The organism is Streptomyces sp. BoleA5, from assembly GCF_000373665.1.
GTDB lineage: Bacteria > Actinomycetota > Actinomycetes > Streptomycetales > Streptomycetaceae > Actinacidiphila.
The window spans coordinates 741,031-756,687 of the sequence record NZ_KB892091.1; the positions used below are offsets into that span (position 1 = coordinate 741,031).

The 15,657-nt window shown below is 75.1% G+C and carries 11 protein-coding genes and 1 tRNA gene; 10 read left to right on the forward strand and 2 right to left on the reverse strand.

Going from position 1 to position 15,657, the window contains the following annotated elements:
* Nucleotides 1-39 precede the first annotated feature (39 nt).
* Nucleotides 40-1,191: a PP2C family protein-serine/threonine phosphatase gene (locus tag B085_RS0107285; RefSeq protein ID WP_018557910.1), complete on the reverse strand. Its 1,152-nt coding sequence runs from the start codon at nucleotides 1,189-1,191 to the stop codon at nucleotides 40-42.
* A gap of 350 nt (nucleotides 1,192-1,541) precedes the next feature.
* Here B085_RS0107285 and B085_RS0107290 point away from each other — a divergent pair, with 350 nt between their 5' ends.
* The 9 genes from B085_RS0107290 (at nucleotide 1,542) to B085_RS0107335 (ending at nucleotide 14,308) form a co-directional block, all read left to right on the forward strand.
* On the forward strand, nucleotides 1,542-1,919 hold the full coding sequence (locus B085_RS0107290; protein WP_018557911.1) for a DUF2255 family protein: 378 nt from the start codon (nucleotides 1,542-1,544) through the stop codon (nucleotides 1,917-1,919).
* 29 nt (nucleotides 1,920-1,948) lie between these two features.
* Nucleotides 1,949-2,620, forward strand: coding sequence for an SDR family NAD(P)-dependent oxidoreductase (locus B085_RS0107295; RefSeq protein ID WP_018557912.1), 672 nt, complete (start codon nucleotides 1,949-1,951; stop codon nucleotides 2,618-2,620).
* A gap of 162 nt (nucleotides 2,621-2,782) precedes the next feature.
* Nucleotides 2,783-3,523: an SDR family NAD(P)-dependent oxidoreductase gene (locus B085_RS0107300; protein WP_018557913.1), complete on the forward strand. Its 741-nt coding sequence runs from the start codon at nucleotides 2,783-2,785 to the stop codon at nucleotides 3,521-3,523.
* A 60-nt stretch (nucleotides 3,524-3,583) separates the two neighbouring features.
* The gene (locus B085_RS0107305; RefSeq protein ID WP_018557914.1) at nucleotides 3,584-4,774 is read left to right on the forward strand and encodes a cysteine desulfurase family protein; all 1,191 of its coding nucleotides are present in this window, start codon (nucleotides 3,584-3,586) and stop codon (nucleotides 4,772-4,774) included.
* Between the two features lie 81 nt (nucleotides 4,775-4,855).
* Nucleotides 4,856-8,146 carry a formate dehydrogenase gene (fdh, locus tag B085_RS0107315; RefSeq protein WP_234018505.1) on the forward strand — a complete coding sequence of 1,097 codons (3,291 nt, stop codon included), beginning with the start codon at nucleotides 4,856-4,858 and terminating at the stop codon, nucleotides 8,144-8,146.
* A complete protein-coding gene (locus B085_RS0107320; RefSeq protein ID WP_018557917.1) occupies nucleotides 8,143-9,162 on the forward strand; it encodes a 4Fe-4S dicluster domain-containing protein in 1,020 nt (339 codons plus the stop codon). The genes fdh and B085_RS0107320 overlap by 4 nt, the downstream gene beginning before the upstream one ends.
* The gene (gene nrfD, locus B085_RS41630; protein WP_018557918.1) at nucleotides 9,159-10,169 is read left to right on the forward strand and encodes an NrfD/PsrC family molybdoenzyme membrane anchor subunit; all 1,011 of its coding nucleotides are present in this window, start codon (nucleotides 9,159-9,161) and stop codon (nucleotides 10,167-10,169) included. Before B085_RS0107320 ends, nrfD begins: the two co-directional genes overlap by 4 nt.
* Before the next feature lie 994 nt (nucleotides 10,170-11,163).
* Entirely contained in the window at nucleotides 11,164-12,510 is a 1,347-nt protein-coding gene (gene selA, locus B085_RS0107330) for an L-seryl-tRNA(Sec) selenium transferase (RefSeq protein WP_018557919.1), read from the forward strand.
* A 1-nt stretch (nucleotide 12,511) separates the two neighbouring features.
* Entirely contained in the window at nucleotides 12,512-14,308 is a 1,797-nt protein-coding gene (locus tag B085_RS0107335; RefSeq protein WP_037731264.1) for a selenocysteine-specific translation elongation factor, read from the forward strand.
* A gap of 25 nt (nucleotides 14,309-14,333) precedes the next feature.
* On the opposite strand, the gene B085_RS49175 is transcribed toward B085_RS0107335, so the two are convergent.
* Nucleotides 14,334-14,426: transfer RNA gene (locus B085_RS49175), tRNA-Sec, on the reverse strand.
* A 122-nt stretch (nucleotides 14,427-14,548) separates the two neighbouring features.
* On the opposite strand from B085_RS49175, the gene selD reads away from it, so the two are divergent.
* Nucleotides 14,549-15,577 (forward strand): selenide, water dikinase SelD, encoded by a 1,029-nt coding sequence (selD, locus tag B085_RS0107340; protein WP_018557921.1) that lies wholly within the window; start codon nucleotides 14,549-14,551, stop codon nucleotides 15,575-15,577.
* The last annotated feature ends 80 nt before the right edge of the window (nucleotides 15,578-15,657 follow it).

The window sequence follows — 15,657 nt, forward strand, 5'->3', positions numbered from 1 at the left end:
CCGACTCTAAGCAGCGGGTTCCTACCGCTCCACCGCATTTCACGAGGCCCGGCGACGTGGACGGGAGCCCGGCGACAGGGGACGGTCGTCGCGCATCACCGCCAGGAGTGCCATGTCGTCGTCCGTCGGGCCGCCCGTGTGCCGGTGTACGTCCGCGAGCAGCGCCTCCAGCAGACCGGCCGGACTGTCGCGCTGCACCCCGGCCAGCCGGGCCTGCGGGTCGTAGAAGCGGCCCCGCGCGTCACGGGCCTCGGTGACGCCGTCGGTGCACAGCAGCAGCGTCGAACCCGGCGGGAACGGCACCGTGTCCACCACCACGTCCCCCTCCCCCACGGCCTCCCCCAGCCCCTCCACCAGGAGCAGCCCGTACTCCGACGGCTCGGCGGCGCGCACCTGTCCGCCCCGCAGCAGCAGCAGCGGCGCCGGATGGCCGAGGTTCACCAGGCGGACGTACTCGCCGCCGTGCGGGAACTCGGCCAGCACCGCGGTGGCGAACCACTCCAGCCGTTCGCCCTCATCGCGCCGCCCCAGCTCCCGCCGCAGGGCCTGGTGCATCTGCCCCGCCACGTCCGAGAGGGTCGCCCGCTCGTCGGCCGCCATCCGGAAGGTCCCCAGGACCAGGGTCGCCGCCTCCACGGCGTCCAGGCCCTTGCCCCGCACGTCCCCGACGACGCAGCGCAGCCCGTACGGCGTGTCCTGGACCGCGTACAGGTCCCCGCCGATCTCGGCCTCCGCCTCCGCGGCCTCGTAGCACGCGGCGATCCTCAGGTCGCCCACGCGCGCGGGCGGTTCGGGGAGCACCGCACGCTGCACGGTCGCGGTGACCGAGCGGGCGGAGCGCAACCGGGACTCGCGCACCTGCAGCAGCCGGTTGATGAACACCGCGACCACGGCGACCAGCGAGACCGTCAGCAGCTCACTCATCCCGCTCAGCCCCCGCAGGCGGCCGAAGTGGGCCAGGACCGCCCCGTCCGCGGTGATCGCCACGAGTCCGACCACCATCGTCCCCTGCAGCGACAGCAGCGGCGCCGCGAGCACCGGCGCGACCGAGTAGAAGGCGGCGCTCGTGTACTGCGTCGGGTTGAGCATGTCGACGAGGAAGCCGCCGACGAGGACCACGACCGGGAGGAACCTGATGTACCAGGCCACCTCGGCCGGACCGCAGAGGCCCCCTTCGTCGGCCCTCCCCACGCACCCTCCCGGTCTCTGCCGCTGGCGATCCCTTCAGGCTCCCCCGGCGAACCGCTCCGCGGCCACCGCAGGCCCTCCCCCGGAGTGAACCGCCCGGTGGGAGGCCCGGCCGGCGTGGGCCACGGGGCGGTCCTGCCAGCGCTGTCCCGTTCCGGTGACCGGGCCGCCGCGGCGGTCTGCCCGGGCGTCAGCTGGTCCCCCACCCCGCCGACGCGGCCGGCCACGGCCGGTGGGCCGGCGGGGTGGTGAACCCGTCTGGCCCCACACGGCTTCAGCCCGGGGCCGAAGTTGTCGATCATTGCGCCAGGAAGCACGGAACTGGTTCCCGACACCGCCGAGGAGTCGCGCCGATGACGACGTGGACGATGGACGAACTGGACCGCATCGAGAGCGCCGACGAGCTCTCCATCGCGCCCCGGCGCGACCCCGGCACCCTCGACCCGCCGACCACCATCTGGGTGGTCCGCGACGGTGCCGACCTCTACGTACGGGCCTACCGCGGGCGCGGCGGCACCTGGTTCCGCGCCGCGCAGGCCCGGCACGAGGGCCGGATCAGCGCCGGCGGGGTCGAGCGGGACGTCACCTTCGTGGAGGTCGACGACCCGGCCGTCAACGAGCGGCTCGACGCGGCCTACCGCGGCAAGTACGGCCGCTACAGCGCGGAGTACGTGGAGCCCATGGTGGCCGGGACCGCGCGCGCCGCGACACTCAAGCTCGTACCGCGCTGAGCGCCCGCACAACGGAGCACGGGACAGACATGACGACCATGGTCATCGTCGGTGCGGGGCGGGGGCTGGGCGCCGCCGTGGCGCGCCAGTTCGGCAGCGACGGCTTCGACGTCGCGCTCGTCGCCCGGGACCAGGACCGTCTGGACACCCTGGCCGCCGCCCTGGACAAGGACGGCGTGACCGCACGGGGCTTCGCGGCCGACGTCCGCGAGCCGCCGGCGCTCGGCGCCGCGCTGGACGCCGCCGCGGCCGCGCTCGGGCCGATCGAGGTGCTGCAGTACAGTCCGGCCCCGCCCGCCGACTTCATGAGGCCCCTCCTGGAGACCACCCCGGCCGACTTCGCGGGGCCCCTGGAGTTCTCCCTGTACGGCGCGGTCACCGCCGTCCACGCGGTGCTGCCCGACATGCGCTTCCTGGGCCGCGGCACGATCCTCTTCGTCAACGGCGGCAGCGCGGTGCGGCCGCTGCCCGCCCGCGCCGGGACCTCGGTGGCGTACGCGGCGGAAAGCGCCTACGCACGGATGCTGCACGACACGCTGGCCTGCGAGGACATCCACGTCGCGCAGCTGGTCGTCCCCGGGGTCATCAGACCGGGGCACCCCCGCAACGATCCCGCCACGCTGGCGGGCGCCCTTTGGGCGTTGCACAGGGACCGGACGGGGTTCCGGCACTTCGCGGGCGTGCTGGAGGGCGAGGCGTGAGGACGGCACGGCCGCCGCGGAACCGCCGGGCGCGACCGCCCCGAACGGCCGCCCCGGCGGCGAGCCGACCCGGGCGGTGACGGTACGTGAGGTAGACAACCAGCGCGGACACCGACGGTGACGGGGGTCCGCCGATCGCGACGCCGCGCCGAGGAGCCAGCCGTGACCCAGGAGTTCTCCGGATCCACCGCCCTCGTCACCGGGGGCACCGCCGGCATCGGGCGCGGCGTCGCGCTGCGGCTGGCCGCGCTGGGCGCCGACGTCGTCGTCCACGGGCGGGACCCCGAGCGCGGCGCGGAGGTCGTCGCGGAGGCGGGCGCCGCGGGCGGGCGGGCCCGGTTCGTCGCCGCCGACCTGTCCGACCCCGGCGAGGTGCTGCGCCTGGCGGCGGCGGCGGGCGCGGTGGACGTGCTGGTCAACAACGCGGGCGTCTACCGCTTCGCGGCCGCCGCCGATTCCACGGCCGAGATGTTCGACCTCCACATGGCCGTCAACGCCCGCGCGCCGATGCTGCTGGTCGGCGCCCTCGCCCCGGGCATGGCGGAGCGCGGCCGCGGGGCGGTCGTCAACCTGAGCACCCTGGCGGCGAGCATCCCCGCGCGCGGGGCCGCCGTCTACGGGGCGTCCAAGGCGGCGCTGGAGATCATGACACGTGTCTGGGCGGACGAGTTCGGGGCCCGCGGGGTACGGGTGAACGCCGTGGCGTCGGGGCCGGTCCGCACTCCCGGCACCGTGGAGATGGGCGAGGACACACTGGCGGCCGTCGCGCACAGCACGGTCCTCCACCGGGTCGGCGAACTCGACGAGATCGTCGAGGCGATCGTCTTCCTCGCCTCGGAGCGCGCGGGATACGTCACCGGCACCGTCCTCGGCGCGTACGGCGGTCAGCAGGCGATCGGCTGACGGCGGCGACCGCCCGGCGCGCCGCCCACGCCCCCTCCGGACCGAAGGGACCCACCCCCGATGAAGGTGCCGCCGCATCCCGGCCTCGACGAGGACACCGTCTACCTGGACCACAACGCCACCACACCCGTCGACCCGCGGGTGGCGGAGGCCATGGGGCCCTGGTTCACCACCGGGTTCGGCAACCCCTCCAGCGGCCACGCCTGGGCCGCCGAGCCGGCCGCGGCGCTCGCGCGGGCCCGCGCCCGGGTCGCCGCGCTGATCGGGGCGACGGCCGAGGGGATCGTGTTCACCGGATCGGGGTCCGAGGCGGACAACCTCGCGCTGCGCGGCGCGGTGCTCGCCGCGGATGCCGACCGCCCCGAGGTGATCACCCAGGTCACCGAGCACCCGGCGGTCCTGGAGACCTGCCGCGCGCTGCGGCGGCTGCACGGGGTGCGGGTGACGTGTCTGCCGGTGGACCGGGAGGGGCGCCTCGACCCGGCCGTGCTGGCCGGGGCCCTGAGCGCGCGGACCGTGCTGGTCTCCGTCATGGCCGCCAACAACGAGACCGGCACGCTGCAGCCCGTCGCGGAGCTCGCCCGGATCGCCCGCGACCGGGGCGCGCTGTTCCACTGCGACGCCGCCCAGGCCGCCGGGAAGGTCCCGCTGGACGTGGAGGGTCTGGGCGTGGACCTGCTGACGGTGGCGGGACACAAGATGTACGCGCCCAAAGGGGTCGCCGCCCTGTACGTGCGCCCGGGCCTTCGTCTGGAGCCCCAGGTGTACGGGGGCGGGCAGGAGGGCGGACTGCGGGCCGGCACCGAGAACGTCGCCCTCGCGGTGGCCCTGGGCGCCGCCGCCGAGCTGGCCACCGCGGAACTCGCCGACGGCGCCCCGGAGCGCGCGGCGGCCCTCCGCGACCGCCTGCACCGGGGACTGGCCCGGGCGCTGCCCGGCCGGATCCACCTCAACGGGTCCGTCCGCCACCGCCTGCCCACCACGCTGAACGTCCGCATCGACGGCGTCCCGGGCCACGAGCTGCTCGCCGCGGTGCCCCGGATCGCGGCCTCCACCGGGTCCGCCTGCCACGCCGGCGGCCGGGCGCCCTCGCCGGTGCTGCGGGCGATGGGCCTGTCGGACGACCGCGCCCTGTCCGCCGTACGGCTGTCGGTCGGGCGCTGGACGACCGGGGACGAGGTCGACCGGGCGGCGGGGCTGCTCGCCGCCGCCGCGGGCGCCCTCACCGCGCGCTCCGGCTCCGCCAGCTGAGACCTCCGCCGGACTTGCGGGCGGCTCCACGCCCGGTAGCGTCGGAAGGAGGTGGGGACCACCGCACGAAGGAGCAGGCGGATGGGCGTGAAACGGTGGCTCGACGCCTGGCCGGTGTTCCGGCAGCTCACCGGGACGGACCCGCTGGGGCGGGGCGCGGCCGCTCAGTCGGCCCGCTCGGCCGGGCTGGGCGCCCGTACGGAGAGCGCCGACCGGGTGGCCGGCTCGGTGTGTCCCTACTGCGCCGTGGGCTGCGCGCAGCGCGTCTTCGTCAAGGACGAGAAGGTCGTCCAGATCGAGGGCGACCCGGACAGCCCGATCTCGCGCGGCCGGCTGTGCCCGAAGGGCTCGGCCAGCAAGCAGCTGGTCACCGGTCCGCAGCGGGAGCAGCGGGTGCTCTACCGCCCGCCGTACGGCACCGCCTGGCAGGAACTCGACCTGGACACGGCCATGGACATGGTCGCCGACCGGGTGCTCGACGCACGGCGCAAGGGCTGGCAGGACACCGACGCGGACGGGAAGACCCTGCGCCGCACCATGGGCCTGGCCAGTCTCGGCGGGGCGACGCTGGACAACGAGGAGAACTACCTCATCAAGAAGTTGTTCACCGCACTCGGCGCCCTGCAGATCGAGAACCAGGCCCGTATTTGACACTCCGCCACGGTTCCCGGTCTGGGAGCCTCGTTCGGACGTGGCGGCGCCACGGACTACCAGCAGGACCTGATCAACTCCGACTGCATCGTCATCATGGGCTCCAACATGGCCGAGGCCCATCCGGTCGGGTTCCAGTGGGTCATGGAGGCCAAGGCGCGCGGCGCCAAGGTCTTCCACATCGACCCGCGGTTCACGCGCACCAGCGCGCTCGCGGACCAGCACGTCACCATCCGGGCCGGCACCGACATCGCCTTCCTCGGCGGCGTGATCAACCACGTCCTCACGCACGGCCTGGACTTCCGGGAGTACGTGGAGGCGTACACCAACGCGCCCTACCTGCTGAGCGAGGACTACCAGGACACCGAGGACCTGGACGGGCTGTTCAGCGGCTACGACCCGCACACCGCGTCCTACGACGCGTCGAGCTGGTCGTACGCGAGCGTCCCGGCGGAGGCGCAGCCGGGCCACCGCCACAAGGAGGTGTCCGCCCCGTTCCAGCACGGCGCGGGCGGCCCGTTCATCGAGGGCGCCGCGGGCGGCATCGAGTCCGACCCCACCCTGGAGCACCCGCGATGCGTGTTCCAGGTGCTCAAGCGGCACTTCTCCCGCTACACGCCCGAGATGGTGGAGCGCATCTGCGGGGTGCCGCAGGAGCTGTTCCAGCAGGTGTGCCGGGCCTGGACGGAGAACTCCGGCCGGGAGCGCACCACCGCGCTGGTGTACAGCGTCGGCTGGACGCAGCACTCGGTGGGCGCCCAGTTCATCCGGGCCGGGTCGATCGTCCAACTGCTGCTGGGCAACATCGGCCGCCCGGGCGGCGGGATCTTCGCGCTGCGCGGCCACGCAAGCATCCAGGGCTCCACTGACGTCCCCACGCTGTTCAACCTGCTGCCGGGCTACCTGCCGATGCCCGACGTCACGCACGAGGACCTGACCACCTACCTCGACGGGGTGCGCGGCCGGGGGCAGAAGGGCTTCTGGGGCGCCGCCGACGCCTACATGGTGTCGCTGCTCAAGGAGTACTGGGGCGACGCCGCGACGGCGGAGAACGACTACTGCTTCGACTACCTGCCCCGGATCAACGGTGACCACGGCACCTACCGCACCGTGATGGACATGGTCGACGGCAAGGTCTTCGGCTACTTCCTGCTCGGGCAGAACCCCGCGGTCGGGTCCGCCCACGGACGGCTGCAGCGCCTGGGCATGGCGAACCTCGACTGGCTGGTCGTCCGCGACCTCGCCATGATCGAGAGCGCCACGTTCTGGAAGGACGCGCCGGAGATCGAGACCGGGGAGATCGTCACCGAGCGCTGCCGCACCGAGGTGTTCTTCTTCCCGGCCGCATCGCACGTGGAGAAGGCCGGCACCTTCACGCAGACGCAGCGCATGCTCCAGTGGCGCGACCAGGCGGTCGAGCCGTCCGGGGACCAGCGCTCGGAGTTGTGGTTCTTCCACCAGCTCGGCGTGCGGCTGAAGGAGAGGCTGGCCGGTTCGACGGACGAGCGCGACCGCCCGCTGCTGGACCTCGCATGGGACTACGAGACCGAGGGCGACGAGCCGTCCCCGTCGGACGTGCTGCGCCACATCAACGGCATCGACCTGCGCACCGGCCGGACCGTCGACGGCTACCTCGACCTGAAGGCGGACGGCTCGACGATCTGCGGCTGCTGGATCTACAGCGGGGTCTACGCGAACGAGACCAACCAGTCCCGCCGCCGCACCTCCCGCTTCGAGACCGGTCCGTACGACGCGGAGTGGGGCTGGACATGGCCGCTCAACCGCCGCGTGCTGTACAACCGCGCCTCCGCCGACCCGCAGGGGCGGCCCTGGAGCGAGCGGAAGAAGCTGGTCTGGTGGGACGCGGAGGCCGGCGAGTGGACCGGCCGCGACACCCCCGACTTCGAGAGGCACAAGCCGCCGGACTACAAGGCCCCGGCAGGGGCGTCGGGCATCGAGGCGCTCGACGGCGACGACGCGTTCATCATGATGCGCGACGGGAAGGGCTGGCTGTTCGCCCCGGCCGGACTCGCGGACGGCCCGCTGCCCACGCACTACGAGCCGCACGAGTCGCCGATGCGCAACCTGCTCTACGGCCAGCAGGGCAACCCGGTGCGCAAGGTCTACGGGCGTCCTGACAACCCGTCCAACCCCGCGCCGCCCGAGGCGCACTCCGAGGTCTTCCCGTACGTGTTCACCGCGGCGCGGCTGACCGAACACCACACGGCGGGCGCGATGAGCAGGCAGCTGCCCTATCTGGCGGAGCTCCAGCCGGAGTTGTTCGTGGAGGTCTCTCCCGAGCTGGCCGCCGAGCGGGGGCTGCGGCACCTGGACTGGGCCCACGTGGTCACCAGCAGGACCGCGGTCGACGCGCGCGTGGTGGTGACCGACCGGATGGCGCCGCTGCGCGTCGACGGCCGGGTCGTGCACCAGGTCTGGATGCCGTACCACTGGGGGCAGACCGGACTCACCAAGGGCGACGTGGTCAACGACCTCATCGGCGTGGTCGCCGACCCGAACGTGTTCATCCAGGAGAGCAAGGTGCTGACCTGCGACGTCCGGCCCGGCCGGCGCCCGAGGGGACCCGCCCTGCTCGAGTACGTCGCGGACTACCGCCGGCGGGCCGGCATCACGACGGAGACCGGCACCCGCATAGCGACGGCGGGCGGCCACGTCGAGCGGGCGCACATCGAACCGGACCGGCCGGAGGAGCCGTCATGACGCAGGACAACAGCTTCTACGGGCCGCTCTCCGACCCCGCGGGGAACGCCGGCCACCGCGACCACCCGGAGCGGGTGGGCTTCTTCACCGACACCTCCGTGTGCATCGGCTGCAAGGCGTGCGAGGTGGCCTGCAAGGAGTGGAACGCCATCCCCGAGGACGGCATCGACCTGCTGGGCATGTCGTTCGACAACACCGGCATGCTGGGCGCGAGTTCGTGGCGGCACGTGGCCTTCGTCGAGCAGCAGCGCCCGCTCGGCCACCAGGACGCGGGCCTGGCCGGGCTGCCCGTCGGCCCGTCCAGCACGGAAGGGACGGCCGAGGTGGTGGCCGACGCCCTGGAGGTCGCCGCGCGGGGCGGCGGCGACCTGGGCACCGCCCCGGTGGACCTGGGCTTCCCCTCCTTCGACCTGCCCGGCGCCGGGACGGGCGCGGAGGCCCGCACCGAGTTCCGCTGGCTGATGTCCTCCGACGTGTGCAAGCACTGCACACACGCGGGCTGCCTCGACGTGTGCCCCACCGGCGCGCTGTTCCGCACGGAGTTCGGGACGGTCGTCGTACAGCCCGACATCTGCAACGGCTGCGGCTACTGCGTGTCCGGCTGCCCGTACGGCGTCATCGACCGGCGGCCCGACGACGGCCGGGCCTGGAAGTGCACGATGTGCTACGACCGGCTCCGCGACGACCTGGAACCGGCCTGCGCCAAGGCCTGTCCCACCGACTCGATCCAGTTCGGGCCGCTGGACGAGCTGCGCGAACGCGCCGACCGGCGCCTGGCGCAGCTCCACGAGGCGGGAGTCACCGAGGCCCAGCTGTACGGCCGCGACCCGGAGGACGGGGTGGGCGGGGACGGGGCGTTCTTCCTGCTGCTGGACGACCCGGAGGTGTACGGCTTCCCGCCGGACCCGGTGGTGCCGACCCGCGACCTGATGTCGATGTGGAAGCACGCGGGCGTCGCGGCGTCGGCGCTGCTGGCGGCCTCGGCCGCGGTGTTCCTCGGCGGAGCGCGGCGGTGACCCGCGTAGGGGCCGGGCGGCACGGCCGGGGCGGTCGCGACGACGGCAGCCGCGAGCGCTCCATGGTGCCGAAGGCGACGTTCAGCTCCTACTACGGGCGCCCGGTGCTCAAGCCGCCGGTGTGGGAGTGGAAGATCCCCGCGTATCTGTTCACCGGCGGGCTGTCGGCCGGTGCCGCCCTGCTCGCGGCGGGCGCGGACCTGACGCGGCGTCCCGAACTGGCCCGGGCGGGCCGGCTCGGCGGCTTCGGCGGCCTGCTCGTGAGCATGTACCTGTTGATCGCGGACCTCGGGCGGCCGGAACGCTTCCACCACATGCTGCGCGTGGCGAAGCCGAGTTCGCCCATGTCCGTGGGCACCTGGATCCTCGTCGCGTACGGGCCCGGCAGCGCGCTGGCGGCCGCGGCCGAGGTGCTGCCCGCAGGCGTGCGCGGAACGCTGCCCGGGAGGCTGCTGCGCGCGGCCGCGCGCCCGGCCGGGCTGTCGGCGGCGCTCCTCGCGCCCGGCGTCGCCTCGTACACGGCCGCGCTCCTGTCGCAGACGGCCGTGCCCGCGTGGCACGACGCCCGCCGCGAGCTGCCCTTCGTCTTCACCGGCTCGGCGGCGGCCAGCGGCGCGGGCCTGGGCATGCTCCTGGCCCCCGTCGCCGAGGCGGGCCCCGCCCGGCGCCTCGGCGTGGTCGGCGCCGCCGCCGAAATCGTCGCCTCCCGGCTCGTCGACCGCCGCCCGGGCCTGGTGACGGAGGCCTACACCACCGGCCGCCCGCACCGGCTGCGCCGGGCCTCCGAGTACCTCACCCTCGGCGGCGCGCTGACCGCCCTGACCCTCGCCCGCCGCAGCCGCGCCGCGGCGGCCGCGGGCGGCCTCGCCCTCCTCGCCGGCAGCGTGCTGCAGCGCTTCGGCACCTTCGAGGCGGGCGTGGTCTCCGCGAAGGATCCGGCGTACGTGGTCAAGCCGCAGCGGGAACGCCTCCAGGCTCGCGCCGAGGGCGCCTCCGGCGGGGGGTGAGCCCGGCGCGGCGTCCCCGTCCGCGGGTACGTTGCGCCTGCGGCCGGCATCCCCACCCTCCCACCCTCCCCCAGCCTTCGGCCGGGGGAGACCCCCCATGGGCGCACCCCGCCACACCCCCTCCGGTTGTGTGGGCGCATGACGGCCGGAGGGGGTAGAGGGCGGTCCGGGGTTGCCGCATGCGCCTTACCGAACGCCTGCGGTCGTCAGGCCCTCCATGAGGGAACGCAGCGGAACGAACCGGCGGAGCTACCGGGCGCGCGGGCGCTGATCGCCCTGCTGAGCGGCCCGTTGCCGTGTGCGCGTTCGCGTCCTTCCTCAGCCTTCGGCGAGGGGGCCGACCGCATCCGGCCTGGTCAACCCAGTTGCGGGTCGGCCGTTCGCCAGAGGTCAGGGGCGCGGCCCCCACCTCCCCGACACTCGCCGTGACGCAGGCAACCCCTTTGGGTCCGCAACCGCCCGCGGGAAGTGCCCCTCCACCACAAGTGCGCGCACCGGTGCTCGGCCTGCGGCCGGGAAGCCCGCTGCCGGTGGCAGCTTCCAGCGGTGCTGGGAGGGGTGCACCCCCGTCACCCCCCACCGGTGTTGGTCGCCGAACGATACGGAGGGGGCGGGGGAGGTGGGGGCACCCCCGGCCGAAGGCTGGGGGAGGGTGGGCGTTCCGGACGCTGACGTGTATGTGTTGTGCGGCACCCGGGGTGGCAAGAACAGGTGCCCGCCATGCACATAAATATGCGGTACAGAATGCCCAGCCCCGGAGGCCCCGCCCCCGGCCCACCACGCAGGCGCGCATGCCCGCACCAACCATCCGGGATGGGGGTCCCCCGGCCGAAGGCTGGGGGAGGGCGGGAGGGCGGGGGAACCGCCCGCCGCAGGCGCAACGCACCCGCACACGACAACCGGGCCCCCGGAACCGGCCGGTGTGGCGGGAGCGCCCCCGGGCCGCGGCCGCCGTACCCTTGGCGGCAGCCAGGCCAGAGCGAAGGTGCTGCTGATGGACCGCGACCAGACCTCCACCGCTCCTTCCCCGTCCTCCGACGCACGCAGGCACGTGCCCCGCACCGACGCCCTGCTGGCGGAACCCCGGCTCGCCGCGGCGGCGGATCGGCTGGGGCGGTCCGTGGTCAAGGAGGTGGTGGCCGGGGTGCAGGAGCGGGCGCGTGCCGGGGAGGTGCCCGTCGACGGGCTCGCCGAACTCGCCGTCGCGGCGCTCCCGGCGACCGCGGCCGGGCTGCGTCCGGTGCTCAACGCCACCGGGGTGCTGCTGCACACCAACCTCGGCCGGGCCCCGCTGTCGCGGGCCGCCCGTGACGCCGTGCTCGCCGCCTCCGGAACGACGGACGTGGAGCTCGACCTCGCCACCGGCGCGCGTTCCCGCAGGGGGCGGTCCGCGCTGGAGGCCCTGCTGCGGCAGGTGCCCGCCGCCGAGGCGGCACACGTGGTCAACAACGGTGCCGCGGCGCTGGTGCTGGCGGCCACGGCGCTGGCACAGGGGCGCGAGATCATCGTCAGCCGCGGTGAGCTGGTGGAGATCGGGGACGGCTTCCGGCTGCCCGACCTGCTGGTCTCCACCGGCGCCCGGCTCCGCGAGGTGGGGACGACCAATCGGTCCGCGCCACAGGACTACGCCGCGGCCGTCGGACCCGACACCGGGTTCATCCTGAAGGTGCACCCCTCCAACTTCCGCATCACCGGCTTCACCCGGGACGTGCCCGTCGCGGAACTGGCGCGGCTCGGCGTGCCGGTGGTGGCCGACATCGGTTCGGGGCTGCTCGTCCCCGACCCGGTGCTGCCGGACGAACCGGACGCGGCCTCCTGGCTGCGTGCCGGGGCGTCCCTGGTCACCGCCAGCGGCGACAAGCTGCTGGGCGGGCCGCAGTGCGGGCTCGTGCTGGGCCGCGCCGACATGGTGCGGCGGCTGGCCCGCCATCCGCTGGCCCGCGCGCTGCGGGTGGACAAGCTGACCCTCGCGGCGCTGGAGGCGACCGTACGCGGTCCCGAGACCCCGACGTGGACGGCCCTGCACGCCGACCCCGTACGCCTGCGGGACCGCGCCGAACGCCTCGCCGCCGAGCTGCGCGCCCACGGCTTCGACAGCCGGGCCTGCGACACCCGGGCGGTCGTCGGCGGCGGCGGTGCGCCGGGCGTCACCCTGCCCAGCGCCGCCGTGTCGCTGCCCGCCGCGTACGCCACCCTGCTGCGGCGGGCCGATCCCGCGGTGATGGCCCGCGTGGAGGACGGCCGGTGCCTGCTCGACCTGCGGGCCGTGCCGGAGGAGGCGGACGAGGAGCTGGCCGTGGCCGTGCGCCGGGCCGGTGTGCCCCCCGGGACGGGGGACTGACGTGCACGTCGTCGCCACCGCGGGCCACGTCGACCACGGCAAGTCCGCCCTGCTGCGGGCCCTGACGGGCATGGAGCCCGACCGCTGGGCGGAGGAGCGGCGGCGCGGCATGACCCTGGACCTCGGGTTCGTGTGGACACGGCTCCCCGGCGCCGGGGACGTCGCCTTCGTGGACGTGCCCGGCCACGAACGCCTCGTGGGCAACATGCTGGCCGGTGTCGGCCCGGTTCCCGCGGTGCTCTTCGTGGTCGCCGCCGACCAGGGCTGGCAGCCGCAGTCCGAGGAGCACCTCGCCGTCCTGGACGCGCTCGGCGTACGGCACGGTGTCCTCGCCGTCTCGCGCTGCGACCTGGCGGACCCCGACGCGGCGCGGAAGGAGGCGAGGGCCCGCATCGCGGAGTCCTCCCTCGGCGATGTGGAGTGCGTGGCCGTCAGCCCCGTCACCGGCGCCGGGCTCGACGGGCTGCGGGCGGCGCTCGTACGGCTGGCGGGCACGCTCCCGCCCTCCGACCCGGCGGCGGACGTGCGGCTGTGGGTCGACCGCGCCTTCACGGTGCGGGGCCGGGGCACGGTCGTCACCGGGACGCTGGCCGCCGGCACCGTCCGGGTCGGCGACCACGTCCAACTCGCTCGTGACGGCCGGTTGTTGCGGGTGCGGGGTCTGGAGTGCCTGAAGGAGCCGCGGCAGGAGGCGCGCGCGGTGGCCCGCGTCGCGGTCAACGTGCACGGACCGGGCGCCGGGTCCCTGCGGCGCGGGGACGCGCTGCTGACCCCGGACCGCTGGCTGACCACCGATCTCGTCGACGTACGGCTGCGCGGCGACGCCGCCGGCGACCTGCCCCGCGAGCTCATGCTGCACGCCGGTTCGGCCGCCGTGCCGGTGACGGTCCGCCCGCTCGGCGACGACAGCGCGCGCCTGCGGCTGGCCTCGGCGCTGCCCCTGCGGGTCGCCGACACCGCCCTGTTGCGCGATCCGGGGCGGCACCGCGTCCCCGCCGGGCTCACCGTCCTCGACGTGCGTCCGCCCCGGCTGACCCGCCGTGGCGCGGCGGCGGCACGGGCGGGCGAGCTGCGGTCCCTCCCCGAAGTCGCGGACGGGGCCGCGGAGTTGCGCCGCCGGAAGCTGGCCCGGCGCGCGGATCTGCTCGCCATGGGCGTCCGGCCGCCGGGCGACCCCGTGGCGGGCGACTGGCTGGCGGACCCGGACCACTGGGCCGCCCTGCGCGACCGGCTGCGGGAGACGGTCGAGGAGCACGCCGTACGCGACCCCCTGGATCCCGGTCTGCCCCTGGAGGCGGCCCGCCAGGCGCTCGGCCTGCCGGACCGCTCCCTGGTGGAGGCGCTCGCCGGGGCCGCGCCGGGCCTTCGGCAGGGCGGCGGCCGGCTGTACGGGAGCCACGCGCGTCCGACGCTGCCGCCAGCGGCGCGGGCCGCCGTCGACGCGGTGCGGGCCGACCTGGCACGGACGCCGTTCCGCGCGCCGGAGGCCGAACGGCTCGAACGGCTCGGCCTGACCCCCAGGCTCCTCGCGGCGGCCGACGCGGCGGGAGCGCTGCTCAGGATCGGCGAGGGCATCGTGCTGCTGCCGGGCGCGGACGCACGGGCGGCGGCCGAACTGGCGCGGCTCGGTCAGCCGTTCACCGCGAGCGAGGCGCGCCGGGCGCTGGACACCACCCGGCGGGTCGTCATCCCGCTGCTGGAGCACCTCGACCGGCAGGGCCGCACCGTACGCCTGGACGGTGCCCGGCGGCGCTGCGCGGAGTCCCCCGGCGCGGAGGACGGGCCCGATGCGCGGTGAGACACGGAGGCGGCGGACCGGCCGGCGGAGACGGACGGGAATCGAACCCGCCTGCCCGAGTTGCTCGGACACCTCGGTTTTGAAGACCGGGAGGGCCACCAGGCACCCTGACGTCTCCCTGCCGGGCCGGACGCCCATCGAACCTCCGGCCCGCACCCAAGTCAACGCGCCACACGGCGGTGTCACCCCGGCCCGGGCGACCGCGCTTCCGGCGCCCCTCTCGGAAGGAGCACCACAGCCATGACGGGAACCGGCGTCCGGCAGGACAGCGTGCGGCTGACGCAGTACGCCCACGGCGGCGGCTGCGCCTGCAAGATCCCCCCGGGCGAACTGGAGGAGATGGTGGCCGGGCTGGCGCCGGGAGGCGCGGCGGGCTTCCCCGGGGGCGACCTGCTCGTCGGCCTGGACACCGGTGACGACGCCGCCGTCGTCCGGTTTCCCGGCGGGCCCGGCGCGCGGGCGGTGGTGACCACCGCGGACTTCTTCACCCCGGTGGTCGACGATCCGTACGACTGGGGCCGGATCGCCGCCGCCAACGCCCTCTCCGACGTCTACGCCATGGGAGGCACCCCGCTGGTGGCGGTCAACCTGCTGAGCTGGCCGCGGGACCTTCTGCCCCTGGAGCTGGCCCGGGAGGTGCTGCGCGGCGGGCTGGAGGTCGCGACCCTGGCGGGCTGCGTCGTCGGAGGCGGCCACAGCGTCGACGACCCGGAGCCGAAGTACGGCATGGCCGTCACGGGTACCGCCGACCCGGACCGCCTGCTGCGCAACGACGCGGGCCGGCCGGGTGTGCCGCTGTCGCTGACCAAGCCCCTGGGCCTGGGCGTGCTCAACAACCGCCACAAGACGACCGGCGAGGTCTTCCCGCAGGCCGTCGAGACGATGACGACACTCAACCGGGACGCCGCCCGGCGGGCGCTGGCGGGGGGTGCGGTGTGCGCGACCGATGTGACCGGCTTCGGGCTCCTGGGCCACCTGTACAAGCTGGCCCGGGCATCCGGGGTGAGCGCCGTGGTCCACGCCTCGGCCGTCCCGTACCTCGACGGGGCGCGGGAGGCCGCCGAGGCCGGCCACGTCAGCGGCGGCACCCGCCGCAACCTCGCCTGGGTGGCACCGCACACCGACTTCGGCGGCGCGGACGAGCTGACGCGACTGCTGCTGGCGGACGCCCAGACCTCGGGCGGCCTGCTGGTGGCCGGTGAGGTCCCCGGCGCCCCGGTCGTCGGGGAGCTGGTGGCGGCCGGTGAGCACCGGATCGTCGTCCGCTGATCGTCGCGCCGAAGGCCCGACCTGCCGGAACAGTGGTTGTTACACTGTTTCTCCGGACTCGCCCACCAGCCCGGAGCACA

Excerpts from the sequence above, each read along its gene's own strand:
- selA (WP_018557919.1), top strand. The coding sequence starts at position 11,164 with ATGGACCGCGACCAGACCTCCACCGCTCCTTCCCCGTCCTCCGACGCA.
- B085_RS0107295 (WP_018557912.1), top strand. The coding sequence starts at position 1,949 with ATGACGACCATGGTCATCGTCGGTGCGGGGCGGGGGCTGGGCGCCGCC.
- B085_RS0107320 (WP_018557917.1), top strand. The coding sequence starts at position 8,143 with ATGACGCAGGACAACAGCTTCTACGGGCCGCTCTCCGACCCCGCGGGG.
- B085_RS0107305 (WP_018557914.1), top strand. The coding sequence starts at position 3,584 with ATGAAGGTGCCGCCGCATCCCGGCCTCGACGAGGACACCGTCTACCTG.
- B085_RS0107290 (WP_018557911.1), top strand. The coding sequence starts at position 1,542 with ATGACGACGTGGACGATGGACGAACTGGACCGCATCGAGAGCGCCGAC.
- selD (WP_018557921.1), top strand. The coding sequence starts at position 14,549 with ATGACGGGAACCGGCGTCCGGCAGGACAGCGTGCGGCTGACGCAGTAC.